Raw genomic sequence first — 26,851 nt, 5'->3', positions numbered from 1 at the left:
TCCTACCAGACCACCTTTGATTTGCATAAGCGGTCTGTTTGGCCAGTCAGGCCCAATTAAGTAATTATCCTGAGTTTTCCCGGGAATTGGAGGATACCATGCGTATTAAATCATTTTTGATGACTTTCCTGGGAATAGGTTTGGCGGGTGGCGCAGTCATTCTGGCGCAGGATCAGATCCGAAGGAATCAGTCAGCGGGTGAACCAACCATAGTTCGTGTTGTGGCCGTGGCCGAAGATATCGCGTTCGGAACGCCGATCGAAGGGCACAAGCTGACGACCATTGATTGGCCTACTGCATCTGTGCCTGCAGGTGTTTTTACAAGCTTTGATGATGTCCTGCCCGCCGCAGGCATAGAACCTCGCCGGGCCAAGCGCGCTTTGGCGCAGGGTGAAATTCTTTTGACCTCGAAAGTTTCCGATTTTGGTGAAAAAGTGACAATCGTTCAGACGATTGGCGAGAATAACCGCGCGATGGCGATCAATGTCGACGCGCAGACAGGGGTAGGCGGATTTGTAACGCCTGGCGACTTTGTCGACATTGTTCTGACCCGCGGCACCAATGATACACTGCGTGCAGTGACGATCCTGCAGAATATCCGGGTCATCGGCGTGGACCAAACCGCGGATGAAGAGCTTGACCAACCGGGCATTGCCCGCACGGTTACGATCGAGGTCACCCCGGATGAAGGTCAGAAGTTGGCTCTGGCGCAGAAGGCCGGGCAGCTCAGTCTGTCTCTGCGGTCTCTGCAAACAGAAGAGGATAAGCCGCTGGAAGCGGTTCGCCTCAGCGACATCCTCCTTGAAAAATCACCGCTAGAAGAGGGTACGCCCAGGCCGATTGTGAAAGTTCGCCGTGGGGCAACCGACGTTCAGGAAATTCAGGTCTTTGGGAACACCAGTGCAACAACTGAGCCGGTGAACTGAGGTCAGGTTGGTCTTTCGAGGGAGGTTGATATGACTTCGCTACGCAAAATCAGGGATAAAGAAGACGGCACAATTCTGGTTTTTGTCGGCATGTTCATGGTCGTCATGATCGGAATGGCTGCACTGACTTTTGATCTGGGGCGTATCGCCTCTACCCAAACTGACCTGCAAGCCTATACCGACCACGTGGCGCTTGCCGCCGCAGGAGAGCTGGATGGCAATGCTGACGCCATCACCCGTGCAACAGCTGCGGCATCCGGCATGATCGACGACGAACAGTTTTTCGCGGATGGCAGCCAAAGCCTTGGAACTTCAGCGGATTTTTCGCTTCGCTTTCTGACCGGATTGCCTACTCCGGCGGCAGACCCAGACGATAACGACTCGGTTACGCCTTTTGTGACGACAGACCCGGCGCGTGCCGTCTTGGTCGAGGTGACCGCGACACCACGGACTGTTTTCCTGCCTTTTGGCCGATCGCTGGCCAGCTTACTGGGTGTCGCCAGCCCGTCCGGAGAGGTGAATTCAGTCTCGATCGCTGGGTATTCAGCATATGCCTGTGACGTAACGCCGTTGATGTTCTGTATCCCGTCGGGCTGGACCTCCAGCGCCAATATCGGCGCTTCCATCAAATTGCGTACTGGCGGCAACAACTCAGCCTGGGGGCCGGGGAATTTCGGATTTCTAGATCCAACGGATATCGGGATCAATCCAAACGGACCATGCGCCGGTCTGACCGGCTCAAAGCTGTATATCTGCCTCATTGCTGCGAATGGGAACCTGACCAAATGCGTGTCTCAGCGCGGTGTCGACACCGAACCCGGTCAGCGGAACGGGATTGGCAGCGCGATCTACAATTCGCGGTTCGATATGTTCCAGGCGACCATGAACCAACTGAAGAACGATCCAGACTATGCGCCGGGTCCAAATGTGATTTCAGGCTGGGACCATTCCGGCGGGGGCTGTGTGAAAAACAACCCGGACCTGTCGACCAATACTATTCCAATGCCGCCGGATGATTGCTTTGACCCGGTGAGTGGTCTTTGCAACGGCAGCCGTTTTGGCAATGGCAACTGGACGTCAGGGCAAGCGGCTTACAATCTTATGAATTATGGCGTTGGACCGGACGGTACGCTGACACCGCATGCGCAGGGTGCACCGACAGGAAACACCCGGTATCAGGTATATCTGGATGAGGTCAGCCGGGCCGGGTCAGGCGATATCGTCACCGGACGGGACGAGACCGGCCGCGCCCAATGTTCAAGCCAGCCCAGCACCGACCCCGAGCGGCGTACGTTCATCGCCGCAGCGATTGACTGCACCGCGAACCCGGTTTCCGGGCGGGCCACCGATGTGCCGGTCAAGGAATTCGTAAAAGTCTTTCTGTTTCAGCCACTTGAAGAATCCACAGGTTCGGATTTTGACATCTTCGTCGAGGTGGTCAAACAGGTTGGCGGCGGAGTTGGCGGCAGTGCCGTTGATGGCATTTTCCGCGATGTTGTGAGGCTGTACCGATGAAGCCGCTGGGTCGCTTCCTCTCACGCTTTCAGCGCTGCGAGTCTGGCGCGCCGATGGTCGAGTTCGCCATGGTTCTGCCGGTTATCTTGCTGTTCTTTGTTGTGATCATCGAGGGCAGCCGGATCACCTGGATACATCAGGCGACATCTGCCGGCGTACGGGATGCGTCACGCATGATCGCTCGCATCGCACCGCTGGATCTATGCAGCGCGGGCGGCGTCGCAAGCTATGATGCAATGGCCACAGATATTGTAGCCAACCGACTGGGCGGTGGGGCGCATTTGCCGGTCGGAACAACGCTGGTGGATGTAACCCCGACCTGCATATCGCGGTCTGGCAGCTATCGTATTGACCCGACCTCAGTGGTCGAAGTGACCGCGAAAATCCAGATTGATTTTATCCTGGGCAATGTTCTGGGCTTGTTCGGCGGGGCTGTTAGCACGCTTGACACGGTGATTTCGGATCAGAGCCGGGTGTTCGGCGTATGACCCGGTTGTCGCATATCCTGCGGACCTTCCGGCATCAGGAGCGTGGCGCTGCCCTGGTCGAATTGGGGATGGTCATTCCACTGTTCCTGTTGCTGATGTTCGGCATTGTGGATTATGGCCGGTTGTTCTGGTCGACTACCATGGCGCAGAAGGCGATGCAAAAAGCATCCCGGCTGGCAACTCTTGGGCCTCCGCTTTGCGGCGCGTTGCCGACCGAGCACACGCTGGCAAGCGGCGCTCCTACAAGTACGAAATTTGGGGTGCTCTGCCGCAGTGGCAATGTCTGTGCCGTGCCTGCCCTGCCTGCGCCTTGCCCTTTGAATACCGCGACGGATTACGGCGCACGTGTCTGGAATGATATCCGCATGTTGCTGCCACCGGGAACGACTGCCGCCAACGTACAGATCGGATATTCGCATGACGCGCGCCTTGGATTTTTAGGGGGGCCATACACGCCGGTCGTTACCGCCGAACTTGTTAACGTAAACTTTAACTTCATGATGCCAATCGCCGGTCTTGCCGCTCTTGCGTCGAACGGCACAACACCTGCGTCAAATACCCCCAACAGTATTTCTCTTCCCGCGATGAGCACATCGGTTCCCGCCGAAGATCTGGCGGCCGGGGCGAGTGAGTAAGGAGAAACATAATGAGTGCCAAGCAGATTTCAGTATTGTTGATTTCACCGGACGAGCAGATTTACTCGGCCATAGAAGGCTCGTTGCGGGGGCAGGCGAACTGCCGGTTCACCGGTCGTCAGGACACCGTTGCGGGGGTAAACGGCTCTGCGATCTCGCTGACTGCAGAGCATGATGTTGTTCTGTTCGATGTGGATGAGAATTCCGGGGACCTACTGCAAACCGCACGGAAAATCTGTGATGCCCGTATGCCAAATGCGATCATCATTGCGTTGGCCCACGAGGATCTGCCCTTGGAAAAGGCGCGCCAGCTGAAAAAGCTTGGTGTCGACGACGTTCTTCCGAGAAAGTGGATCGACGAGGAAATTGTGCCGCAGGTGGACGCAATCCGGGCCCGCCGTCAAGCGCAGTTGCCGGCCGTGTGGGGCGGTCAAGCAACCCTGGGCAAAGTGATCGCCGTGGCCAAATCCCGTGGTGGGGTTGGATCGTCTATCGTCGCTGCCAATCTGGCCAACGAGCTACAGGCCAAGGAAGGGTTCTTCAAGAAGAAAGCCGCCAACGAAGTCGCGGTTGTCGATTTGGATTTTCAGTTCGGATCTATTGCCGCCCTGATGGATGTTGAGGAAAGTGACGCCATGTGGCGGATGGCGATGGATGAGAGCATTCCCGATGGCGCCTTTCTGGAACAGGCCATGACCAAATCCCCCTGTGGGGTTGATGTTCTGGCTGCACCGTCGCGCTTTGGTCCTCTCAGTGCCATTAATGAAGAACAGATCTCGGCCATTTTGGACAGCCTTAAGCGCAGCCATGATTATGTGATTATTGATCTGCCGCGAGCTCTGGTCGAGTGGATCACGCCGGTTTTGTCCCAAGCCGACCGGCTGCTTTTGGTGACAGATGTCGCGGTACCTTCGATCCGGTCAGCGCGGAAATTGATGGATTTCTATCACGCCGAAAACCCGGCCTTGGAAATCCAGCTGGTTGCGAGCCTGGAAAAGAAACCCCTGATCCCGGCCGCGCACCACCGCGCAGCGGCAAAGTTGTTGGAACAGGATTTCGCCCACTGGGTTCCCAAGGATGAGCGAACCGTTCGTGAATGCGTGGACCGGGGCGTACCTCTGCAAGAGGTCTCAAATCGGGCGCCTCTGACACGGGCCATCCGCCGCATCGCGCAGGAAACCACAGTTTCTCTGCCGCCACGCGTGGGCAAACAGTAAATCGAAGTCCGAAGATGTGAAGATTAGTTAAGTAAAAGGTAAAGCAGAATGTTTCGTGAATTTGACAGAACGGGTCGCACAACATCCCAATCCCCAAAAGTTGTGCCGTTGGACACGAAACAGCCGAACGGAAATGTTGCTGATATCGAGGTCAAGAACGCCGAACGCCGTGCCATGGAGCGCGAGCGCGAGATGGACCGTATTGACCTCAAGGCCCGGATGCACAACTCGTTGCTTGATAAGCTGAATCTGGCTGTGATCGACAAGGTCGAAGAAGACACATTGCGGGGCGAAATCGGCAAACACGCAACTGATCTGTTGCGGTCCGAGGGCCGGGCCATGCGGTCCGAGGAAATCAAGCTTTTGGTCGAAGAACTGATGCACGAGGTGCTTGGGCTTGGGCCACTGGAGCCTTTGCTGGCCGACCCTTCGATCAACGATATTCTGGTGAACGGTCACAAGCAGATTTTCGTCGAACGTTCGGGTATTCTGGAAAAAACCTCGGCCCGTTTTCGGGATGAACGTCATTTGCTGCGGATCATCGACAAGATTGTCAGTCGTGTCGGCCGTCGTATCGATGAACGCCAACCCTGGGTGGATGCGCGGCTTGAGGATGGCAGCCGTGTAAACGCGATCATTCGGCCCTGCGCGCTGGACGGGCCGGCCTTGTCGATCCGTAAATTCGCACGCGTACCGCTGACGATGGAGCGGTTGGTTAAGAACGATGCATTGAATGACAGTGCCGCGGCGTTGTTGCGCGGTCTGGTCGAGGCAAAGATGAATGTCCTGATTTCCGGAGGAACCGGATCAGGTAAAACGACGATGCTGAATGCCTTGTCTTCCTATATCGGCGGCAACGAACGGGTCGTGACCATCGAAGACGCTGCTGAACTGCAACTGCAGCAGGAACATGTTCTCCGCATGGAGACCCGCCCAGCCGGTTTGGACGGGACCGGCGCTGTGGCCCAGCGTGATCTTGTCCGCAATGCGCTGCGGATGCGCCCTGACCGTATTGTGGTCGGCGAGGTGCGCGGATCAGAGGCCTTCGACATGCTGCAGGCGATGAATACCGGCCATGACGGTTCGATGACGACCGTTCATGCCAACAGTCCACGCGATGCGCTGTCTCGGGTCGAGCAGATGGTACAGATGGGCGGGATGGAGCTGCCGCATTCGGCGATCCGGGCCACCATCGCTTCGGCCATCCACTTTGTGCTTCAGTTGAACCGACTGTCAGACGGGACGCGCCGGGTTACTTCGATCTCGGAAGTGACTGGAATGGAAGGCGACATCATCACCATGCAGGACATCTTTGTCTTCAAGCGCGAAGGCAAGGATGAAAACGGCAAGGTTCTGGGCCGGTTCATGCCCACGGGAATTCGACCAAAATCCAGTGATGCACTGGCGGCTGCCGGGGTCGACCTGTCCACCGTCAAGTTCAACTAAGGAGGTCTGGGATGTTCGAGAAAATCAGGTCATATCTGGCCAATTTGAACATCAACAACCTGATCGGCCCGGAAATGGAAGTTGCCGGGTTCGATGTCAGGTTTGTTCTTGCGCTTGCGGTTTTCCTGGGTGCGCTGATTGCTTTTGAAGGGCTGCGTCAGTTTATGCGGCGTGGCGAAAACCGCGAAGAGGCGATCAACCGCCGAATTCAGATGCTGTCCGAGGGGAAGTCGGGTGAGGATGTCCTCAGCCTGTTGAAACCGCAGGAAGCCAAGCCACTGTTGCGGAGTTTCCCGCTGGTGGGGGATTTGCCTCTGGCGTTGAAGGTTTCGGGCCTGAACATGGTTCCCGAAATGTTTCTGGCCGGTTGTGGCGCAGCCTTTCTGATCTCGGCCATTGGTGGGTCTATGGTGGCTGATCCGTTGAAAGTGGTCCCCACCTGCGCCCTTGTTTTCCTGATTGCGCCACTGGTTGCGTTGGGTGTGACGTTGCGCAAGCGCAAGGCGGCGTTGATCAAGCAGTTGCCCGATGCGCTGGACCTGATGTCCCGTGGATTGAAGGTGGGGCACCCACTGAACACAACCTTACAAAGTGTCGCCGAAGAAATGCCTGACCCGATTGGAACCGAGTTTGGGCTGGTCGTTGATCAGGTCTCTTATGGCGAAGAACTGACAACTGCGATCAAAAGCATGGCTGACCGCATCGATGAAGAAGATATCCAATATCTAGCTGTTGCGCTGATGATGCAGCACGGCACAGGTGGCGACCTGGCCGGCATCTTGCGCACGCTGGCTCGCGTGATCCGAGCGCGCATGTCATTGCGTCGCAAGGTCAAGGCCATCTCGGCCGAAGGCCGCATGACAGCATATATCTTGTCATCCATTCCCGTTGGCATTGCCGTGTTCATGACCATCATGACGCCCACATATTATGGCGATGTCGCGGACTCTCCGGCCTTTGTGCCAGTCATGAGCGTTATCGCCGTGACCATCGTCCTGAACGCGATTGTGATGTTCAAGCTTGTGAATTTCCGGATTTGAAGAGGCGTATTCGATGGAGTATTTGAGTTCGATTTTTGATAGCGAATTATCAACGCAGATCCTGGTTCTGGGTTGTGTGCTGATAGGTGCGGTCGTAGCGTTTCTTGGTATCTCGTCCTCGCTTAGCGAACGGTCCACAGCCGCAGAGCGCATGGTGTCAAGCCGACCACGTCAGGCTTTGTCACGGGCAGTTCCTGAAAAAGTCGAGGGCGAAGCGCCGACAGGGTTGAGTGCGGCCCTGATACCCAGCGATGCCAGTGTACGTTTCGAAGTTGGGCAAGTGTTGGCGCGTTCCGGATTTCGTAGCAAAAACGCAATCGTGAATTTCTATCTTATCCGTTTGGGGCTGGCGACGTTCCTGCCGCTGGCCTTCCTCTTCCTGATGTCCTGGCAACCGGCAAACAACTTGGGTGCGCGGATCGCGGAATATACGTCCAGCCTGAACGCGTTCGAGATTATCCGGAATGTCGGCGTATTGTGCGGGATCGGGTATCTCATACCGCAGTTATGGATGGGCGCCCGGATCAAAGAGCGCAAGCGTCTGATGGAAAATGCGTTTCCGAACATGCTGGATCTGCTTCAGATCGGTATCGAGGCTGGCCTCGGTTTTGATCAGGCCTTACTGAAAGTGGCGGTCGAAATGCAGCTTGTCGCGCCGGAAATGTCCGAAGAGATGCTGATTGCGCTTTCCGAGATTCAGGCAGGGCGCGACCGAGATACCGCGCTGATGCGTATGGCGCGTCGAACAGGTATCGAGGAAATGAGCTCATTCGTAAGCGTTGTGCTGCAATCGACCCGGTTTGGCGTTCCCCTGGCTGCGGCTTTGAACACTTATGCCGAAGAAATGCGTGAACTGCGCGAGGTGCGGGCACAGGAAAAGGCCAATAAGTTGCCTGTCCAAATGTCGGCGGTTATGGCCAGTTTTATGCTGCCTGCAATCGCTGGGCTGATCCTGGCCCCGATCGTGATCCGTTATATGGATGCGTTTGGCCCCTAAGACGCTGACATGGTCAGAACCAAAGCGCAGTAGCCGACCAGATTGCTAGGATCACCCCGGATGATCCGATAGCGATTCCAAGAGGAAATTCGCGCGACTGGGCGGTCGACTTGATATGCGGGGAAGTTTGTCGGGCGAGGCGCCGAAACAGCGACATTCCGATCAGCCCCGCTGCCATGCAGCCTGCCAGTATTAGCAGATAGGTCGATACGACCGGGACCGGAATTGCGGCAAATACGATTGGCAATATCTTGGCGTCGCCGCCGCCAAGCCAACCCGCAGCAAACAGACCGAAACAAATCGCAAAACACGCTGCGGCCACAAGAAGGCGCAGCAGCAGTTGGTTCCAATCCGGAAACGGCGCGGTCACAAGCACGACTGCACCGCCCAGCAGGCAGTACAGGTTAGGGATGCGCATTTGGGTGAAATCCGTCCAGGCGATCATTACGAACAGCGGTGTGAATACCCACAATGTCAGCCAGGACTGCCAGTCCAGTTCAGGCATCAAGCACGTGCCTGGCCAGGTTTCCCAAAAAGGGCCTCGCGTTCTTCTACCGATACCAAGCGCCGGGCCAGCATGTGGAAGGTGTCCAGCGCCGTTTTTGAATAGATATGCTTGAGATGCGTGCGAACTGTCGCTGGTCCGATCTCAAGTTCGGCACCAATGGACTGGGGCGACAGCCCGCGTGAAACAAGAACGCAAACACGCCATTCGGCACGGGTCAGGCCCGTTGGGTTCTCGGTGCTGAGAATAGGTGCTTCACTGTATGATTTCCTGAGTGCGGTGACTGATTGCCGAGACAGTGATTCAGTGATCAGTCCGGCTCGGCGGGCCTGATAGGTCTCGGATAGTTGCGGAGCCACCTGTTCAATGGCTTCGCGGTAACCGGGTTCGGAACTCTGCCCGAAATGAAGTTCCAGAAAGTCGATTTCGCCGCCGTTATGGTCCAGGCATATGAACAGAATGTCATCCAGCTTGCGGTGCGACATCCAATCCAACAAAACTGCGGAGATATCACTGGGGTCTGCCCCGTCATCTCGCAGACTAAACACCGAGGCGCGTTTTGGTTTGTTCCGAAACGGGCCGAGGGCGTCGTTGGCGAAAGAATGAAACAATGGTCTTTGGAATTTTGGATCCCGTGTGTCAGCCCGTGCGGCAACACGATGGGCCCCTTTGTTCAGCCACACACGGCTGATGACAGCACAATCGGCGCCAAATGCTTTGACGATACCTTCAAGCGCGGCATCAAGAACGACGCCTGCCTGGCTCCAATGAATGAAATTAATGATGGCTCTGGCATGAAGCGCGTTTGGCAACCACGCAGCGCTCTGAGCATTCCCCCGGACCATAGATAACAACCTGTACTCGAACAAACATAAACGCGCATTTGCAATATAAGAGTGCGCAACCTCCTACCGATTCTTTACATTCCTATAGTTCTATATAATCGTCTAAAACTCATCTAAAAAATCATTAACCTAATTATGTACGATCAATTCGTCGCGTTTCAGTAAACAAACTGCACAAAATCCGCGGACTATTTCTTTGACCTATTCGCGGAATACGGGGTGAAGCGTAGTGGTTTATGCCTTTTTTGTAAGGTTATTGCGCTTGTTTGGTCGTCGGTTGGTCGGGCGGTTGCCTGTATTCACCGATACAGCCGTGGAGGGATTAAGCGTTTTTCAATTTGTCACAATTCTTGATTTGCACGATGCTTCGGGTTTGAGAACCCAGGTTCAAACGGCTTGATCTCCAGGGGAAGTCAGCTCGTCCCGGTGACCATCTGAGCTGTATCATACGGCCCGGGCTCTCCTTTAGATTTAGCAACAACTTCTTGTAGATTTAGCAACAACTTCTTGCTTGCCGAGCAGAGCGGCACTGCCTGCATGGCGATCACCCGCATGTTTTCAAATAATACCTTTTAATTTCAACTCTTAAGAAGCATAAGATGTTTGAAAATTTACAAAAATCCGCACCTAGGTGTTCATTTGTTTACATAACATAGCTGCTTTTTGAATAGGTTATTGAGAAATTTTCAGAACCCCCGCCATACTCGCGGTGCGTAAACCTGCGCAATCGTTTGCTGGAAGAGGAGCCAACAGACGTAAAACAGGGAACTGGGAGGAATGAATGACTAATAAATCTGTCACACGCCGCGGCGTGCTGAAGTCTGGTGCTGTTGCCGGTACCGGTCTGGCCCTACCTACGATTTTTACCGCATCGTCGGCTGCTGCATATACTAACGAACCTTCTGGGTCGTCCGTCACATTGGGTTTCAATGTTCCGCAGACCGGGCCTTATGCAGAAGAGGGTAATGATGAACTGCTGGCACAGCAGCTTGCAGTCGAGCATCTGAACGGTGAGGGCGATGGCGGTTGCCTGAACACCTTTACGTCCAAGGCCCTGAAAGGGAACGGGATTCTTGGTAAAAAAGTCGGGTTCGTAACCGGCGACACCCAGACCAAATCTGACGCCGCACGCGCATCGGCCAAGTCGATGATCGAAAAAGACGGTGCGATCATGATCAACGGCGGCTCGTCCTCGGGCGTGGCTGTCGCAGTTCAGGGTCTGTGTCAGGAAGCGGGCGTGATCTTCATGGCTGGCCTGACCCATGCCAACGACACGACCGGTAAGGACAAGAAGGCGAACGGTTTCCGCCATTTCTTCAATGCTTACATGTCGGGCGCTGCTCTGGCGCCGGTTCTTGCTGCCGAAATGGGCAGTGAACGCCGGGCCTATCATCTGACCGCTGACTACAACTGGGGCTGGACTCAGGAAGAGTCGATTGTGGCCTCGACCGAAGCCCTGGGATGGGAAACGGTCAACACGGTCAAAACACCGCTCGCGTCGACGGACTTCTCGTCCTATATCGCGCCGGTTCTGAACTCGGGCGCGGATGTGCTGGTTCTGAACCACTATGGCGGTAACATGGTGAACTCGCTGACCAATGCGATTCAGTTCGGCCTGCTCGACAAGGTGGCCAACGGCAAAGACTTTAAGATTGTCGTGCCGCTGTATTCCGAATTGATGGCTGCCGGTGCTGGCGAGAACATCAAGGGCGTGCTGGGTTCGATGAACTGGAACTGGCAGTTGCAAGACGAAGGCACCAAGGCCTTTGTGAAATCCTTTGGTGAGAAATACGGCAAGCCGCCGTCCAATTCGGCTCAGACCTGCTATGCGCAGGTTCTGCTCTATGCGGATGCGTGTGAACGGGCGGGTACCTTCAACCCCTGTGGTGTCGCCGAAGCGCTGGAAGATTTCGAGTTCGACGGTCTGGGCAACGGACCGACATGGTATCGTGGCGCGGATCATCAGTGCTTCAAGGATGTGCTGGTGGTGCGGGGCAACGAGAACCCGACCAACGCCTATGACACGCTGGAGATCGTCGAGATCACCCCACGCGCGCAGGTCGAATACGATCCCGAGCACCCGATGTTTGCCGGTGGCGAACTGGGTAAATGCAATCCGGGCGCGTAACACAAGCGCGAGAATTTTCGACGAAAATTCTCTGACCTAGAAAACGGGCTCTCCCACCTATGGGGGAGTCCACTGGACAGGCCAAAGGTGGGGACTATGGACGCCATTCTTCTGCAAATTCTGAACGGGTTGGACAAGGGGTCGGCTTATGCGCTGATCGCGCTTGGCCTGACGCTGATTTTCGGAACGCTTGGAGTTGTGAACTTTGCCCATGGGGCGCTGTTCATGATTGGTGCGTTCTGCGCCGTGTCTTTGCAAAAACTCTTTAACTTGAGCTACGTGACCCTTGATGAAAGTCAGAAAGATTTTCTGGGCAACCCGCTGAAGGTTGAAACCCCGTATATTGAGGCCTGGTTCGGCCCCGAGATTGGCGCGTCAATCATAGATTGGTCCGTTCCTCTGGCTGTCCTGTTCGCGATCCCGATCATGTTGTTTGTCGGCTACGTGATGGAGCGCGGGCTGATCAAACATTTTTACAAGCGCCCTCATGCGGATCAGATCCTTGTGACTTTTGGCCTGGCGATCGTGCTGCAGGAGATCATCAAATATTTCTTCGGTGCCAATCCGATCCAGACCCCGCCCCCCGATATGCTGAGTGGGTCTGTTGATCTTGGCATCATGGTTGGATTCGATCCCAACGCCATCATCTATCCGATCTGGCGGCTGGTCTATTTCGGGTTTGCCGTTGGCATTATCGGAGCTGTGTTCTCGTTCCTGCAATTCACAACCTTTGGCATGGTCGTGCGGGCTGGCATGGCAGATCGTGAAACGGTGGGCCTGCTGGGGATAAATATCGACAGGCGGTTTACCATCATGTTCGGGATTGCGGCCGCGGTCGCGGGCCTCGCAGGCGTGATGTACGGGCCGCTCAACCCCCCGAATTATCACATGGGCATGGACTTTCTGGTTCTCAGCTTTGTGGTTGTGGTTGTGGGGGGGATGGGCTCATTGCCGGGCGCGGTTCTGGCCGGGTTCCTGCTGGGCGTGCTCGAAAGCTTTGCGTCGACCACCTGGGCCACGACCACGATCCCCGGCATCAACCAGATCATCATCTACCTTGTCGCCATCATCGTGCTTTTGACCCGTCCACGCGGGTTGATGGGGCGCAAAGGCGTGATGGAGGAATAAGCCATGTTGGGACTGAACAAGAGAGATACCAGCCTGCTGATCATCGTCGCCATACTGACCCTGTTGGCGCCCTTTATCCTGAACCCGTTCCCTGAAGGCAGCGCCATGGCGCAGTTCAACGCGGGCTATCCCGATTTGATGCAGCGGTTCGTGATCTTTGGGATCTTTGCGATCGGCTTCAACATTCTGTTTGGATTGACCGGATACCTGTCCTTTGGCCATGCGGCCTTTCTTGGGGTGGGGTCGTATTCCGCAGTGTGGATGTTCAAACTGCTCAGCTATAACGTCGTTCCGGCCATCGCGCTCAGCGTTCTTGTCGCCGGGGTGTTTTCGCTGCTGATCGGATTTGTCAGCCTGCGTCGGTCGGGCATCTATTTCTCGATCCTGACGCTGGCTTTTGCACAGATGAGCTTTGCTCTGGCCTATTCGGTGCTTTCGAACCCAAAATTCAACCTGACAAATGGTGAGACCGGCTTGCAGGTATATGCGGACGATCCGCAGATCCTGCAATCGGCCAGCGCGCCGAACCTACCGCATCTGTTCGGCATTCCCATGCGCGCGACCTATACGTTGGATGTGGGTGCCTGGAGCTTTGACTTTAACGCGGGCTATTACCTGTGTGCGGTGATCATGATGGCCGTGTTCTATCTCTCTATCCGCATATTCCGCTCGCCCTTTGGCATGATGCTGCGGGCGGTGAAATCCAACCAGCAGCGGATGAATTATACCGGCCTGAACTCCAAACCCTACACGCTGGCGGCCTTTGTGATCTCGGGCATGTATGCCGGTCTGGCGGGGGGGTTGATGGCCGCGATGGACCCGCTGGCGGGGGCCGAACGGATGCAATGGACCGCCTCGGGCGAGGTGGTTCTGATGACCATTCTGGGCGGTACAGGGACTCTGATCGGGCCGGTACTGGGAGCAGGCTTTATCAAGTATTTCGAAAACATCTTCTCGAAGATCAACGACAATGTTCTGCACAGCTGGTTCGCTTTCCTGCCCGATGGGCTTGAGGACGCGGTTGTGTTCCTGATCCATCCGTTCATCGGCAAGGGTTGGCATTTGACGCTGGGTATCCTGTTCATGCTGGTGGTGATCTATCTGCCGGGTGGGCTGGTTGAAGGTGGTCAGCGGCTGATGGGTTGGTTCAAGCGTAAGAAACCGGGCGCCGATGATGCCCCGAAGGGCAAAACCGAGCCAGCGGAATAAGGGGGCACCATGGCAATTCTACGAGTCAAAGACGTCAGCAAACGCTTCGGTGGCCTCAAGGCGCTGTCGGATGTGAACCTCAACGTCGAAGAAAACTCGGTCCACGCGATCATCGGCCCGAACGGTGCGGGCAAGTCAACCTTGCTGAACTGTTTGGTGGGAAAGCTGATGCCGGATACCGGTTCTGTTTTGTTCGACAACAATTCTGTTCTGGGGTTGGAACCCTATCAGATCAACCAGATGGGTATCAGCCGTGTGTTCCAGACGCCCGAGATTTTCGGCGATTTGACTGTGATGGAGAACATGTTGATCCCGATCTTTGCGATGCGGGACGGCGCGTTTCGGATGCACGCCTATGAAACCATCTCCAGTGAAAAGGCGATTGTCGAGCAGGCCGAGGCGATGCTGTTAGAGATGAACATGGCTGACAAACGCGAGATGCACGCGGCATCGCTGTCACGCGGGGACAAGCGACGACTTGAGATCGGCATGTGCCTCAGCCAGAACCCGCGCCTGCTTTTGCTGGACGAACCCACCGCCGGGATGGCCCGGGCAGATACCAACAACACGATCGACCTGCTCAAACAGATCAAGGACGAGCGTGACATTACCATCGCCATCATTGAACATGACATGCATGTGGTGTTCAGCCTGGCCGAGCGCATCACCGTTCTGGCGCAGGGAACACCTCTGGTCGAAGATACGCCAGAAAACATCCGCGGGCATCCCAAGGTTCGCGAAGCTTATCTGGGTGAGGCCGCGTAAGGAAAAGCAATGAACGAGAAACCTGACTTTTCGAAAAACGCCAATATGGCCAGCACCGCCCCTGCGTTTTTATCCGTATGGGACATGCATTCATACTATGGCGAAAGCTATATCGTGCAGGGCGTCAGCTTTAACGTGCACGAAGGTGAAATTCTGGCCCTGCTGGGCCGGAATGGTGCTGGCAAGACCTCGACGCTCAGATCCATCGCGCGGGTCAGTGACCCCGAGGTGCGTCATGGTGAGATCTGGCTGGATCACAAGCCGCTGCACAAAATGACCAGCTATGAGGCTGCCGCCGCAGGCCTTGGCCTTGTGCCCGAGGATCGTCGTATCATCCCCGGTCTGACGGTCGAAGAGAACCTGCAACTCGCCCAGATCGCTCCACCTGTCGGCTGGTCGCTGGAACGGCTTTATGAGCTGTTCCCAAGGCTGGGTGAGCGCCGCAAGCAAGAAGGCATTACCCTGTCTGGCGGAGAGCAGCAGATGCTGTCGATTGCGCGGGCTTTGGCACGGGACATCAAGGTGTTGCTTCTGGATGAACCCTATGAAGGGCTTGCCCCGGTGATCGTGGATGAGATCGAAAAGACTCTGCTTCACGTCAAACAGCAGGGTATGACCACGATCATTGTCGAGCAGAACGCGGTGCGCGCCCTGGAATTGGCGGACCGTGCGATCATTCTGGATACGGGCAGCATCGTGTTTGATGGAGCCGCCAGCGAGGTGTTAGAGAATCCACAGCTGCGCGAGGAATATCTGGCAATCTGAACATGCGGATTCAGCAATTGTTCTGAACCGTCGGGCGGGGTGTTCATCCCCGCCCGTTTTCGTTGTTCAGCTTTCGATTGGCGGTGACCTGGGTTCGGGTCACCAACGGAAAATGACAATATTCAACGAATTTCTAGAATTTACGGATAATTTATTATTTAATTTCAACACCCTATCTAGGGCTACGGGAAACCCCCTATATCTTTGATTGGAGCGATTCGTTAACTTCAAATCATCCAAGGAGTTTCCAAGGACCTACCACTTTTCCCCCTTGAGGGGCTGGCTACTTACCCCCTCGGCCGGCCCCTCACTAGTTGGGGGACATCAACCCAATTCCCCCAAAAGCTCACTTACAAGCGCAGGCACTTCGTGCCAGTCGGCGAAGTTACGGGTATGATACAGTTCAGAAACCGGGCTTTTCCGATAGCCTTCCGTGAATAGCAAAAAGGGCACCTGGGCCCGTTCAGCGGTTTCTGCATCGACCTCACTGTCACCCACGAACAGGCGCGGACCTATAGCGGCCACTGCGCTAAAACTTGCCTCAAGATGGGCTGGGTCTGGTTTGCGCGTGGCCAGGCTGTCACCACCCAGGGTGGCATCGAAATGATGGGTCAGGCCCATCGACTTCAGAACATGGTCAGCCGGTGCTTTGGGTTTGTTTGTACAAACACCCAGAACACAACCCATCTGGCGCAGCTGTTCAAGCGCTTCGGCCACGCCAGGGTAAACGACGGTTTTGTCGCTGGAGGCTGCGTTGTAGTGGGTCAGCGTCAGTTCCGATAGCTCGGCATGGCGATCCATAGGCAGGTCGCAATGAAACATCATACGTTCTACCAATTTCGGGAGGCCATTGCCGACGAATTGTTTGATCGTGTCCTGGGGCAGGGGCGGGACACCAGTGTCCCGCAGCATTGCATTCGCAGCGGCGGTGATGTCCGGAAGGCTGTCGACCAGTGTTCCGTCCAAATCGAACATAATTGTAGCGCTCATTGAAATCCTTGCCTCTGAAGCTGCACCGCAAGTCCTAACTGGTGTGTTCAGGCAGTGCAATTCAACCCGGTTGCGAGAGTGGGATATTGAGGCTTGACATACCTGACTAAAATAATCAGATTATATTTCAAGCCGTCAGCAACCCCGGAATCGGGCCAGCCAGATACCCGAAAAGTAAACCGATAAGGCGCATTGCCCGAAACCCTCTGGAGTGATCCTGATGAATGTTCAGAACCCGAATCCCAGCCAGTCTTTTGCCGTATCAATGCTGCCTGCACATAAGGCTGAAGATCTGACCAAAGGGGGCAATCTGGCCCATATCGAGCTGGGCGATCAGCTGTATACCCTGCGCATCACGCGCGCGGGCAAACTGATCTTGACGAAATGAGCGCGCCTACAGCCCGGGGTGGCGCGACCGTTGGCCGTCTGTCCGACCTAAGCCCTGTCGAGGCCGGTGCGGTCATGTATCTGCGCCTCTGGGGGGACGGAATGCAAACGCGTATGGATGCGGCGCAGGACTTTCAGATCGCCCTGGGTACGGATCAGGGCCGGGCAGCGATGTTGACGCTGGACCGGCTGTGCTCGCTTTGTGCCCATCACGGGCGACGCCCGCTGATCCGGCATGGGTTGGGCTGTGCCTGCCTTGGCGCGGATGAAAACTGTTTCGCCCAGATGATTGCGGCGGCATCAGAAGGCGCGCGCGAAGACGCTATGATGATGGCGTCCCTGATCGTCCGCCCCGATTTTGCCCCCGCATTGGCCGCTTTGTCTGAGGAATTAGGGCTGGCTTTGCGACGCATGACGGTCTCGATCCCGATGCCAACCTCAAGACATCAGAACCCCACTGCCACGCTGCACTAAGCAGCAGGGCAGGTGCAGAACCCCGGCGAATGCGCGCCGGGGTTCCGTGCCCTCAGCAGCAGCCGCACCCTGCGTGGTGATGGTCATGATCGCATGAGGGTGGCGGGCTGTAATCACCAACTTCTGCCAGCACATCCCGTAATGCCCACAGGATCATGTCCACATCTTCCGCTTCGATCGTCAGCGGCGGGCGAATTTTCAGGATGCTGTCCTTTGGGCCTTCGCTGCCAATAAGAATCCGGTGGTCGCGCATCCGGTTCTTGACATATTTGCAGATCTCACGGCCTTCAGAGCCATCGGGGTTGATCAGTTCGACTCCAACGAACAGGCCCATGCCGCGCACATCACCGACAGATCCGAAATCGGTTTCGATCTGACGCAGGCCTGTCATCAACCTGTCGCCCATCAGGCGGGCATTGTCCTGCAAGCCTTCATCATCGACGATATCCAGAACTTCTTTGCCGATGCGGCAGGACAGGGTCGATCCGCCAAATGTCGAAAAGAACTCGATCCCGTTGTCAAAGCTGCGGGCGATCTCTTTGGTAGTAACCAGAACGCCCAATGGATGACCGTTGCCAATGGGTTTGCCCATGACCACGATATCCGGCAGCGCGCCTTGATGCTCAAAGCCGAAATAATATTTGCCCAGACGCCCCAGACCTGTCTGCACCTCGTCGGCGATGCAGACACCCCCAGCGGCGCGGATTTTCTCATAAACCGCGGGCAGATAGCCTTTGGGTGGTATGATCTGCCCGCCAACTGAAGGGAAGGTCTCGGCAATGAAACCGGCAACGCCCTGACCTTTGTCCTGTAGGGCTGCAATCGCTGGGTCCACTAGATCTGCAAACTTCTGGGCGCGATCGGGGTCGTCGCGCCGGAAAGACCCTCGGTAGTCATCCGCGACCTCAACCAGTTCCACCCAATCCGCCTGACCAACTCCGCCCGGTTTGTTGAACTTATAGGCCGAAATTGCCACCGCGGCGTTGGTATTGCCGTGATACCCATGATCGGGCGTCACGATCCCTTTGGCGCCGGTATGGGCGCGGGCCAGCCGCAGGGCGAGCTCATTGGCTTCGGTGCCGGAATTCACAAAGAAGCAGACCTCGAGGTGATCGGGCAGCTTGGACAGAACCTTATCGGCAAAAGCCGTCTGGGCCGGATGCAGATACCGGGTGTTGGAATTCATCCGCTTGAGCTGATCTGCTGCGACAGCCTGAATGCGCGGGTGGGCGTGGCCCACATGGGGTACATTGTTATACGCATCCAGATAAGGGCGACCCCATTCGTCAAACAGGTGATGCTTCCAACCGCGTACCAGCAAGACTGGATCGTCATAGGTCAGGGACAGGTTGCCTCCGAAGTGGTCCTGCCGTCCCTGCAGGATCGCCTGTTTATCGGTCGGCCGATAGAACACCTTGTCATCGGGAAGGTTCAGCAGAGCCGCCGGATTCGGGCAGACGGCGTGCCACAGTTCAAGCTCGTCAGGGTCGCCAACACCCGGCCAGTTGGCCTGCATCCCGTTCGTAGTCAGGGCCAGCTGGAAATGTACATGTGGGGCCCAGCCCCCGTTCTGTGTGACATCCCCAAGCCGTGCAAAAGCCGCTCCCTGTGCGACTGGATCGCCCGGGTTCAGCCTGTCGCAGACCTCGGGATCCAAATGTCCGTAGAGTGTATAGAACGGATCGCCTTGGGGTGTTTCGTGATGCAGGATCACCACCCCGCCATAGTCAAGGTGACTGTCGCGGTTCTCGACCGCCTCGACCCGGCCACTGATCGGGGCATTCAGGACAGTGCTGGAAGGCGCGAACACATCCACCGCTAGATGCACGGTGCGTCGGTCCGAAGCTTTCCATGGCCCTTTGCGGAACCCCGGCTCTGCGTAAATCAGGCGGGGTTCATTGTAATATCCCAACCAGAAGTCTGTGCCATTTTCCTCGCCAACACGTGCCGCCTCGGCCAGGGGCATGTGGAATGGGTTTTGCGGCCACACCGAGTTTTCGACCGATAGCGAGCCCATGGGCACATCTTTTAGACCCTGTCCAAACATCTCGGCGAATTGACCGCGATGCGCGGACAGATAGGCGTGGATGCGTTCGGCCCCATCGGTGACCGGCAGACTACAGGCGACGCGCAGGCGCGCTGGCATCAATCCGCCGTTGACGTTTTGGTCCTCAAGAAACCGCCAGGCCGGCGCCTGACTGATGGTGACATAAGGATCATCCGGGTTTTCAAGGGCCATCAGGGTCGAGTTCACAACCGACACAGCCAGTCGCATCCGCAAGAGAGGCCAGATCAGATCGACTTCGTCCGCGCGCAGGGGGTTTGCCGCCTGATAGCCGCGCACCAGTGCCGCCAATGCGCGTTCGGGTTGCGGATGATCCAATACGATATAGGCCCCGGCAATCGCCAGATCGCAAACGCGTGGCGCGGCACACATATCGCCAAGGTCAATCAAGCCCGACACCCCCGGGCGCTGGCCAGGCTCTGCTTCGACCAGAACGTTATAGTCATTGGCGTCATTATGAATCGCCTGACTGGGCAAGCCTGCCAACTTGTCTGATATCGCATTGAATTCGGAACATATCTCGGCCAGCACTGCCTGCCGTGCGGGGCTACTAACGGTGTCCAGATGCTGTTCGATCCACCCTGCCTGCGTCAGATTCCATTTGAAATCGCCCCGGGCCAAACCCTCATGCGTGAACCGCTCTAATGCGCGGTCTGTAGCACCCAGAACGCGACCCAGCTTTAGGATCAACTCTTCGGATTTGGGTGCCGATTTCGCATAGCATTGCCCAGGCAGGCATTCCAGCAACCAAACAAGGCGCGGTCCCCCCTCGTGATCTTCGATCCTGGGCAGATAATCCCCCTGCAAATCGGGAAACACTGTAGGAAATGGCAGCCCCGGTGCTTCTGAGGCGATATGTTCTAAGGCTTTGACCTGGAGGTCCACAAGCTCTGCTTCGCATCCGGGGCGCATGACTTTCAGAACATAATCCTGTCCGTTGGTTGCCCGGACCAGAAAATTAAGATCGTATTCGCCGTCCAATCGGGTCAGCCGCGCGTCCAGCCCCCAATTTTGCCGCAAAGCATCAGCCCAAAATGCGATGATGTCGTTCATTTGAAACCCTGTCCCAGTAAACCGGGGTCCTTTTCATCTGGCTATAAAATATCTTCGGGAGTGAATTGGCCCTGCGGGCCAAGAGGGGGCAGACAGCCCCCTTTTCCCGTTACCCCAATGCGCGCAACCGTTTAATAAGCGAGGACGTATCCCACCGATTCCCGCCCATTTTCTGCACATCCTTATAGAACTGATCAACCAAAGCCGTCACCGGCAGGGATGCCCCTGTTTCATCTGCGGTATCCAAGCAAATTCCCAGATCCTTGCGCATCCAGTCCACCGCGAAACCGTGCTCAAAATGATCGTCCAACATGGTTTCATAGCGGTTCGCCATCTGCCAGCTGCCAGCGGCACCCTGACTGATCACCTCCACAACCGCACGGCCATCCAGCCCGGCTTTTTCTGCGAAATGCAGCGCCTCGCTGAGGCCCTGAACCAGTCCGGCAATGGCGATCTGGTTGCACATCTTGGTCATCTGACCGGCGCCACTGTCCCCAATGCGGCGGCAGATTTTGGAATAGACCTGCATAATGGGCTCGGCCGCGTCATAGGCAGCCTGATCCCCCCCGCACATGATCGACAGAACGCCGTTTTCGGCACCGGCCTGTCCGCCCGAGATCGGCGCATCTACAAAAGCGATTCCTGCAGTTTTCCCGGCACCATAAAGCTCTCGGGTTACCTTTGCCGAGACGGTCGTATGGTCGACGAAAACCGCGCCGCTGGACATTGCGCCGAAGGCGCCATCGTCGCCGGTGCAGACCATGCGAAGGTCATCATCATTGCCCACACAAGCCATGACAAACTCGGCTCGCTCAGCCGCCTCGCGCGGGGTAGCGGCCATTGAGCCGCCATATTGGGCGACCCAAGCCTCGGCCTTAGCGGTGGTTCGGTTGAAAACCGTGACCTCATGACCTGCAGCCTGCAGGTGGCCGGCCATTGGATATCCCATGACACCCAAACCAAGGAACGCAACTTTTGCCATTTGGTGAACCTCTCTGCTGTCCAGGCCCGGTCAGATGCCGCAAGCCGGATTGTTTGGCAGAGACAAAGCAAAGCTGAAGACAAAGGGCAACCCCGCGTCAGGGTTGTCCGCCCAAATCCTTCAGGATCGGACAATCAGGCCTGTCGTCGCCGGCGCAGGCGTCAATTAAATGACCCAACGTATCGCGCATCGCATTAAGGTCGGCGATCTTCGCTTCGATCTGGACCATATGCGCGCGGGCAACCTTCTTCACATCTGCACTTGCGCGGGTTTCATCCTCATACAAGGCCATCAGGGTCCGGCAATCTTCGATCGTAAATCCCAATGCGCGGGCCCGGCCCAAAAAGTTCAGTTTGTGCACATCCTGACTGCGGAACCGGCGATAGCCATTATCATCGCGCAGCGGTTTGATCAGTCCGATATCTTCGTAATAGCGGATGGTCTTGGCCGGGAGACCGGTTTGGTTGGAAACGTCGCCGATATTCATGACGTCACCATTTGTGGAGCCGCCGTTTGTGATTCCTCGGGCAGGCTGGCGCGAACCCTGCGAAGTCGCAACGCGTTGGTGACGACAAAGACGCTGGACAAAGCCATGGCTCCAGCCGCCAGAACCGGGGAAAGAAGCGGGCCGCCAAAAGGATACAGCAGCCCGGCGGCGACGGGGATCAGCAAAACGTTATATCCAAACGCCCAGCCCAGATTCTGACGGATATTGCCCATAGTACGGCGGCTGATTTCAACCGCATTGGCGACCCCGCGCAGATCGCCCGACATCAGCACCACATCCGCCGTTTCAATCGCCACATCCGTGCCAGTTCCGATTGCAATGCCGACATCCGCCGCAGCCAATGCCGGGGCGTCGTTGATCCCGTCTCCGACAAAGGCCAGCTCTCCGAACTGGTCGCGCAGGGCGTTGATTGTGGCGAGCTTTCCGTCCGGCAGGACCTCGGCTGTGACATGATCGATGCCCAGCTTGTTTGCCAAGGCCTGCGCAGTCAGGGCGTTGTCCCCGGTGACCATCGCCAATGTCAGGCCCATCGTGTGCAGCCTGTGCAAAGCTTCGATCGTGCCCGGTTTGACCGGATCCGAGACCGTAAGAAGTGCCGCAGCCTGACCGTTGATCGCGACGAACACAGGTGTCGCCCCTTCGGCGGCATGCTGGTCGGCCTGTTGGCTCAACGCGGATAGATCAATGCCGTTCTGCGCCATTAATCTGGGTGAACCGATCAACAGATCGTGCCCATCAACGGACGCGCGCGCACCCAGCCCGGTCAGCGATTCAAAACTGGAAATGGGGGGAAGGTTCGCCGGTCCGGCCCGCGTGATTGCCGAGGCAATCGGGTGTTCAGATCGCGACTCGACCGCAGCAGCCAGCCGTAAAACGGTGTCGCTGTCAAACCCGTTCGTGGTCGTGACATTCGCCAGTTCGGGGCGCCCCATTGTCAGCGTCCCGGTCTTGTCCAGCGCGATGATTTTGACCTGTTGCAGTTGCTGTAACGCATCGCCTTTGCGAAACAGGACGCCCAGTTCGGCGGCTCGCCCAGTCCCCACCATGATCGAAGTCGGAGTCGCCAACCCCATGGCGCAAGGACAGGCAATGATCAAAACCGAAACACCTGCGACCAATGCCATCGGCAAGGCAGGAGCGGGGCCAAAGACCAGCCAGACCGCAATGGTCAGTAGGGCAACGCCAATCACAACGGGAACAAACCACGCCGTGATCCGGTCGACTAGCCCCTGTATCGGCAACTTGGCACCCTGAGCTTGCTGAACCATCTGGATCACCTGCGCCAGCACCGTTTCGGACCCAACCCGCGTGGCGCGCACGCGCAGCGCGCCCGTGCCGTTGACCGTGCCCCCTATCACCTGATCTTCGGCCGATTTCCCTATAGGAACGGGTTCGCCGGTAATCATGCTTTCATCCACGTATGAGGTGCCGTCCAACACTTGAGCATCCACTGGGACGCGCTCTCCGGGTCGGATCTGCAGCACATCGCCAACCAGGATTTCGGATATGGGCCGATCGACCGTGCCCCCGTCCTGTTCTAGCCGGGCTGTTTTCGGTTGAAGCCCGACCAGTTTGCGAATAGCGGCCCCGGTCCGGCCTTTTGCCCGCGCCTCCATCGCGCGACCCAGCAGGATAAGGACCACGATGACCGAGGCGGCCTCGTAATACACATTTGCACTGCCTTGCGGCAGAACCTGAGGCGCAAAGGTGGCCAGGACGGAATACAGATAGGCGGCACCGGTTCCCATTGCGACCAGCGCATTCATATCAGGTGTCCCGCGCAGCAGGGCTGGGATACCCTTGGCATAGAACACCCTTCCGGGGCCGATCAGCAGAACCGATGTCAGCACAAACTGGATGAGATGGCTGGTCTGAAGCCCGATTGTCGCCTGAACCCAGTGATGAAAGGCTGGGATCATGTGCCCGCCCATCTCGAGTATAAACACAGGCAAAGCCAGCGTTGCAGCGATCAGGGTGGTGCGGATCAGCGCAGAGGCTTCGCCCGGTTTCTCATCGTTGCTTTCGGCCATCCTGGAAGGGTGCGCCGGATAGCCCGCTTTGGTGCTTAGCTGCGCCAGCTTCACAGGATCAGTTGCCCCGTCGGCAAAACGAATGGTCGCGGTTTCAGTGGCCAGGTTGACCCGAGCACTTATGACGGCCGGATCTGCGCAGAGTGCTCGTTCAATCCTTGCGACGCAAGAAGCACAATTCATACCGTCAATTTGCAGAACGGCTTCTGCCACTGACACCGGATAACCAGCTTTGTCCAGCGCGCCGGTCAGGTCGCTGATCGGCCCGTCATAAGTGACCTGTGCGGTCTCGGTTGGGAAGTTGACCGAAGCCTCGGTAACCCCGGGAACATTGCGCAACGCAGATTCCACGCGGCCTACGCAGGATGCGCAGTTCATTCCGGTGACCTTCAGTCTGATAGTATGTGGAGTGGCCAATCGACTCATCCTGTCCTGTTTCCAACCCTAGATGGGGGTTCCAGTCACAGGAAGGTCAAGGGCAGAGATCATGATTTAGGCACAATCTATTGTTTCGAGGGCCGTACGGTTCTTAGTCTTGGGCCAGTTTTTCCAGCAGCAGCGAATTATAAAGCGCGGGCGGGGATGTCCGAACAGCTTCGGGGGATGCGAAAAATCCCAGCATAAGAAAGGCAATCGACAGAGCGAAACCAAACAGGACTATGAAGGCTCGGTGCAGCGTTAACGTTATCATGGTGTCAGTCCTTAAATCACAAGTTGGGGAATGCCTGGCACTGGGGCTTATTTCTTATTTTCCAGTTCCCGTTTCAGCCGGTCATTTTCCGCCTGAAGTTGGGCCAGCTGCTGGCCCAATTCGTTCAGGTGGGGGCGCAGCTCGGCCTCGGTGAATCGTGGGGTAATGTGACTTGGGCAATTCCAGTCCAGACCTTCGACCTTGATAATGACGGCGCGCTCGGCCGGGGTCTGGGTGCCTTCGGGGGAGAGGCTGGCAGCCGCCGCAGCGCCTTCGGCAATTTCGACACGCCCAAGTATTTTCAGGCGTCGCTGGTTGGCATAATCCATCAGGATCAGCGCAACCCGGTCATTGCCATCCAAATTCCCGCGCGAGATATACTGTTTGTTGCCCGAAAGATCAGCATACCCGATGGTCTGCGCATCAAGTACTCGTAAAAACCCCGCGGGTCCGCCACGATACTGCACATATGGCCAGCCGGTCTCGGACACGGTTGATTGGTAGAACCCGTCGCGGGCCTCGATGAACTCTTTTTCGGCGGCTCTGATTTCGTGACCCTGCACAGGGCCGCTTTCCAGGAATTTCGCATAGGTTTTTGCCGATCCCATCCTTTCTTGATGGGTGAGAACAGCAGGCGTGAAGGTTAGTTTGGAAAAAGCACGTGGCATAATAGGTCCTTTCTACAGGCCCAGATCAGACAGGCCGGGATGGTCGTCAGGGCGCGGACCAAGAGGCCAAAGGAAAACCCTATCCTGTTGCCTGATCGAAAGGTCGTTCAGCGAGGCATGACGTTTAGCCATCCGACCATCCCTATCGAATTCCCAGTTCTCGTTGCCATATGAGCGGAACCACTGGCCGCTGTCGTTCCGCCATTCATACGCATAGCGCACGGCAATACGGGTTTCCGAATAGGCCCAGAGTTCTTTGATCAGCCGGTACTCCTGCTCATTTCTCCACTTGCGGGTCAAAAGCGCGTGAATTTCAGCATGGCCCGCGACAAACTCGGCCCGATTCCGCCATTGGCTGTGCTCGGTATAGGCGGGCGTCACGATATCCGGATCGCGGCTGTTCCAAGCATTTTCAGCCATGCGGACCTTTTGTGTAGCGGTCTCAGCAGTGAATGGCGGCAGAGGGGGGCGGCTCATGTCATGATCTTTCAGGTCAGCGATGCAGCGAGCAGCGCAAGGGTCAACAGAAATGGGATGTACTGGCGGTTGAAGGGGCTGGTACGGCGTTTCATGACGGCTCCATAGTTAACTGATCGGTACATCGTGTCGTTAAGGTGTACTGATCGGTACCTCTTTGCAAGGGGCGCCTGTAAAATATCTAAAATTTCTCTCTATCCAGGTGGAAAACAAAGAGAATTTCCTGAACATTGGTGGCCCTTGCGGATTATGGAGGGTACAATTATGTACAGATCGGTACGTATAGGAGGCGAATCATGCGCCCAAACAAAAGGGATGAGCTGGTCCGCAAGGCCCTGAAGGTCTTTTATCGTGACGGTTTTCATGCGACCGGCATGGACAAGCTGGTGGCTGAGACGGGTGTGTCGAAGACTTCGATGTACAAACATTTCCGCACCAAGGAAGATCTGATTCTGGCGGCTTTGCGTCTGCGGGACGAGAATTTCCGCAACTGGTTCATGCGTCGTGTCGAGGAATTGGCCCACACCCCTGCGGACCAGTTGATTTCAAGCTTTGATGCACTGGGCGAGTGGTTCGCCGAAGACGGGTTTCGCGGCTGCATGTTCATCAAGGCTGGCGCCGAGTTCCAGGAGAAAGAGCACCCGATCCACGTGCAGGCGGCGGAACACAAGCGGTTGTTGTTGGAATATTTCACGGATCTGGCCCGCAAAGCCGGTGCCTGCGATCCTGAAAGCCTGGGATGTCAGATTCTTCTGCTGAAAGAAGGGGCAATCGTGACGGCGGTTCTGTTGAAAAGCTGTGATCCCGCGCAAGATGCCAAAGCTGCAGCGCGGGTCTTGCTGGAAAACGCGTTGGCCGCACCGATCCCGTGACCCGGCGAAATCTTCCAAAAGACGTTGCGTAGCGTTTCATCCAAC

The 26,851-nt window shown here is 56.5% G+C and carries 26 protein-coding genes; 16 read left to right on the top strand and 10 right to left on the bottom strand.

The window, feature by feature from the left end; genetic code table 11:
- Positions 1–98 precede the first annotated feature (98 nt).
- Genes cpaB through AC2FLB_RS09575 form a run of 8 tightly spaced genes read left to right on the top strand, consistent with a single transcriptional unit; the run spans position 99 to position 8,264 of the window.
- Positions 99–926 (top strand): Flp pilus assembly protein CpaB, encoded by an 828-nt coding sequence (cpaB, locus tag AC2FLB_RS09610; protein WP_142635731.1) that lies wholly within the window; start codon positions 99–101, stop codon positions 924–926.
- 30 nt (positions 927–956) lie between these two features.
- The gene (locus tag AC2FLB_RS09605) at positions 957–2,441 is read left to right on the top strand and encodes a pilus assembly protein TadG-related protein (protein ID WP_496709144.1); all 1,485 of its coding nucleotides are present in this window, start codon (positions 957–959) and stop codon (positions 2,439–2,441) included.
- Complete coding sequence (locus tag AC2FLB_RS09600) at positions 2,438–2,929, top strand: TadE/TadG family type IV pilus assembly protein (protein ID WP_271948250.1); 492 nt, start codon at positions 2,438–2,440, stop codon at positions 2,927–2,929. The genes AC2FLB_RS09605 and AC2FLB_RS09600 overlap by 4 nt, the downstream gene beginning before the upstream one ends.
- The gene (locus AC2FLB_RS09595; protein WP_496709143.1) at positions 2,926–3,564 is read left to right on the top strand and encodes a TadE/TadG family type IV pilus assembly protein; all 639 of its coding nucleotides are present in this window, start codon (positions 2,926–2,928) and stop codon (positions 3,562–3,564) included. The genes AC2FLB_RS09600 and AC2FLB_RS09595 overlap by 4 nt, the downstream gene beginning before the upstream one ends.
- An 11-nt stretch (positions 3,565–3,575) precedes the next feature.
- Positions 3,576–4,781 carry a CpaE/TadZ family protein gene (locus AC2FLB_RS09590; protein WP_496691718.1) on the top strand — a complete coding sequence of 402 codons (1,206 nt, stop codon included), beginning with the start codon at positions 3,576–3,578 and terminating at the stop codon, positions 4,779–4,781.
- 48 nt (positions 4,782–4,829) lie between these two features.
- A complete protein-coding gene (locus AC2FLB_RS09585) occupies positions 4,830–6,227 on the top strand; it encodes a TadA family conjugal transfer-associated ATPase (protein WP_496691717.1) in 1,398 nt (465 codons plus the stop codon).
- A gap of 11 nt (positions 6,228–6,238) precedes the next feature.
- Positions 6,239–7,267 carry a type II secretion system F family protein gene (locus tag AC2FLB_RS09580; RefSeq protein WP_142635743.1) on the top strand — a complete coding sequence of 343 codons (1,029 nt, stop codon included), beginning with the start codon at positions 6,239–6,241 and terminating at the stop codon, positions 7,265–7,267.
- A gap of 13 nt (positions 7,268–7,280) precedes the next feature.
- Positions 7,281–8,264, top strand: a complete 984-nt coding sequence (locus tag AC2FLB_RS09575; RefSeq protein WP_142635745.1) for a type II secretion system F family protein — start codon at positions 7,281–7,283, stop codon at positions 8,262–8,264.
- A 13-nt stretch (positions 8,265–8,277) separates the two neighbouring features.
- Here the strand turns inward: AC2FLB_RS09575 and AC2FLB_RS09570 are convergent, their stop codons facing one another.
- Both AC2FLB_RS09570 and AC2FLB_RS09565 read right to left on the bottom strand, forming a co-directional pair.
- Positions 8,278–8,769, bottom strand: coding sequence for an A24 family peptidase (locus AC2FLB_RS09570; protein WP_142635747.1), 492 nt, complete (start codon positions 8,767–8,769; stop codon positions 8,278–8,280).
- Entirely contained in the window at positions 8,769–9,614 is an 846-nt protein-coding gene (locus AC2FLB_RS09565) for a helix-turn-helix transcriptional regulator (protein WP_246097200.1), read from the bottom strand. Before AC2FLB_RS09565 ends, AC2FLB_RS09570 begins: the two co-directional genes overlap by 1 nt.
- Positions 9,615–10,395: 781 nt before the next feature.
- Between AC2FLB_RS09565 and AC2FLB_RS09560 the strand changes: the two genes are divergently transcribed.
- From AC2FLB_RS09560 to AC2FLB_RS09540, 5 genes are all read left to right on the top strand, one after another.
- Positions 10,396–11,742 carry a substrate-binding protein gene (locus AC2FLB_RS09560; RefSeq protein ID WP_142635750.1) on the top strand — a complete coding sequence of 449 codons (1,347 nt, stop codon included), beginning with the start codon at positions 10,396–10,398 and terminating at the stop codon, positions 11,740–11,742.
- 96 nt (positions 11,743–11,838) lie between these two features.
- The gene (locus tag AC2FLB_RS09555; protein WP_142635752.1) at positions 11,839–12,870 is read left to right on the top strand and encodes a branched-chain amino acid ABC transporter permease; all 1,032 of its coding nucleotides are present in this window, start codon (positions 11,839–11,841) and stop codon (positions 12,868–12,870) included.
- Between the two features lie 3 nt (positions 12,871–12,873).
- Positions 12,874–14,079 (top strand): branched-chain amino acid ABC transporter permease, encoded by a 1,206-nt coding sequence (locus AC2FLB_RS09550; RefSeq protein ID WP_142635754.1) that lies wholly within the window; start codon positions 12,874–12,876, stop codon positions 14,077–14,079.
- A 9-nt stretch (positions 14,080–14,088) separates the two neighbouring features.
- Positions 14,089–14,844: an ABC transporter ATP-binding protein gene (locus AC2FLB_RS09545; RefSeq protein WP_142635756.1), complete on the top strand. Its 756-nt coding sequence runs from the start codon at positions 14,089–14,091 to the stop codon at positions 14,842–14,844.
- Between the two features lie 9 nt (positions 14,845–14,853).
- Positions 14,854–15,609 (top strand): ABC transporter ATP-binding protein, encoded by a 756-nt coding sequence (locus tag AC2FLB_RS09540; RefSeq protein WP_142635758.1) that lies wholly within the window; start codon positions 14,854–14,856, stop codon positions 15,607–15,609.
- Positions 15,610–15,933: 324 nt separating this feature from the next.
- On the opposite strand, the gene gph is transcribed toward AC2FLB_RS09540, so the two are convergent.
- The gene (gph, locus tag AC2FLB_RS09535) at positions 15,934–16,599 is read right to left on the bottom strand and encodes a phosphoglycolate phosphatase (protein ID WP_496700763.1); all 666 of its coding nucleotides are present in this window, start codon (positions 16,597–16,599) and stop codon (positions 15,934–15,936) included.
- A 220-nt stretch (positions 16,600–16,819) separates the two neighbouring features.
- On the opposite strand from gph, the gene hemP reads away from it, so the two are divergent.
- Both hemP and AC2FLB_RS09525 read left to right on the top strand, forming a co-directional pair.
- Positions 16,820–16,987: a hemin uptake protein HemP gene (gene hemP, locus AC2FLB_RS09530; RefSeq protein ID WP_142635762.1), complete on the top strand. Its 168-nt coding sequence runs from the start codon at positions 16,820–16,822 to the stop codon at positions 16,985–16,987.
- A complete protein-coding gene (locus tag AC2FLB_RS09525) occupies positions 16,984–17,460 on the top strand; it encodes a hypothetical protein (protein WP_496709142.1) in 477 nt (158 codons plus the stop codon). Before hemP ends, AC2FLB_RS09525 begins: the two co-directional genes overlap by 4 nt.
- A gap of 52 nt (positions 17,461–17,512) precedes the next feature.
- On the opposite strand, the gene AC2FLB_RS09520 is transcribed toward AC2FLB_RS09525, so the two are convergent.
- From AC2FLB_RS09520 to AC2FLB_RS09490, 7 genes are all read right to left on the bottom strand, one after another.
- Entirely contained in the window at positions 17,513–20,578 is a 3,066-nt protein-coding gene (locus tag AC2FLB_RS09520; RefSeq protein ID WP_496709141.1) for an aminotransferase class III-fold pyridoxal phosphate-dependent enzyme, read from the bottom strand.
- A gap of 109 nt (positions 20,579–20,687) precedes the next feature.
- Complete coding sequence (locus AC2FLB_RS09515; RefSeq protein WP_496700757.1) at positions 20,688–21,560, bottom strand: NAD(P)-dependent oxidoreductase; 873 nt, start codon at positions 21,558–21,560, stop codon at positions 20,688–20,690.
- Positions 21,561–21,657: 97 nt separating this feature from the next.
- Positions 21,658–22,047: a Cu(I)-responsive transcriptional regulator gene (gene cueR / locus AC2FLB_RS09510; RefSeq protein ID WP_142635768.1), complete on the bottom strand. Its 390-nt coding sequence runs from the start codon at positions 22,045–22,047 to the stop codon at positions 21,658–21,660.
- Positions 22,044–24,524, bottom strand: a complete 2,481-nt coding sequence (locus tag AC2FLB_RS09505) for a heavy metal translocating P-type ATPase (protein WP_496691711.1) — start codon at positions 24,522–24,524, stop codon at positions 22,044–22,046. Before AC2FLB_RS09505 ends, cueR begins: the two co-directional genes overlap by 4 nt.
- Before the next feature lie 103 nt (positions 24,525–24,627).
- Positions 24,628–24,789: a hypothetical protein gene (locus AC2FLB_RS09500; RefSeq protein ID WP_185956647.1), complete on the bottom strand. Its 162-nt coding sequence runs from the start codon at positions 24,787–24,789 to the stop codon at positions 24,628–24,630.
- Positions 24,790–24,836: 47 nt separating this feature from the next.
- A complete protein-coding gene (locus AC2FLB_RS09495; RefSeq protein WP_142635772.1) occupies positions 24,837–25,457 on the bottom strand; it encodes a pyridoxamine 5'-phosphate oxidase family protein in 621 nt (206 codons plus the stop codon).
- 12 nt (positions 25,458–25,469) lie between these two features.
- Positions 25,470–25,934, bottom strand: a complete 465-nt coding sequence (locus AC2FLB_RS09490; protein ID WP_496706332.1) for a nuclear transport factor 2 family protein — start codon at positions 25,932–25,934, stop codon at positions 25,470–25,472.
- A 296-nt stretch (positions 25,935–26,230) separates the two neighbouring features.
- On the opposite strand from AC2FLB_RS09490, the gene AC2FLB_RS09485 reads away from it, so the two are divergent.
- Positions 26,231–26,806: a TetR/AcrR family transcriptional regulator gene (locus AC2FLB_RS09485; RefSeq protein ID WP_496709140.1), complete on the top strand. Its 576-nt coding sequence runs from the start codon at positions 26,231–26,233 to the stop codon at positions 26,804–26,806.
- The last annotated feature ends 45 nt before the right edge of the window (positions 26,807–26,851 follow it).

The sequence above is a fragment of the Ruegeria sp. CDSA236 genome (assembly GCF_059611285.1).
The sequence above is the reverse complement of the archived record's forward strand: the minus strand, read 5'-3'. Positions and strand labels throughout refer to the sequence as shown.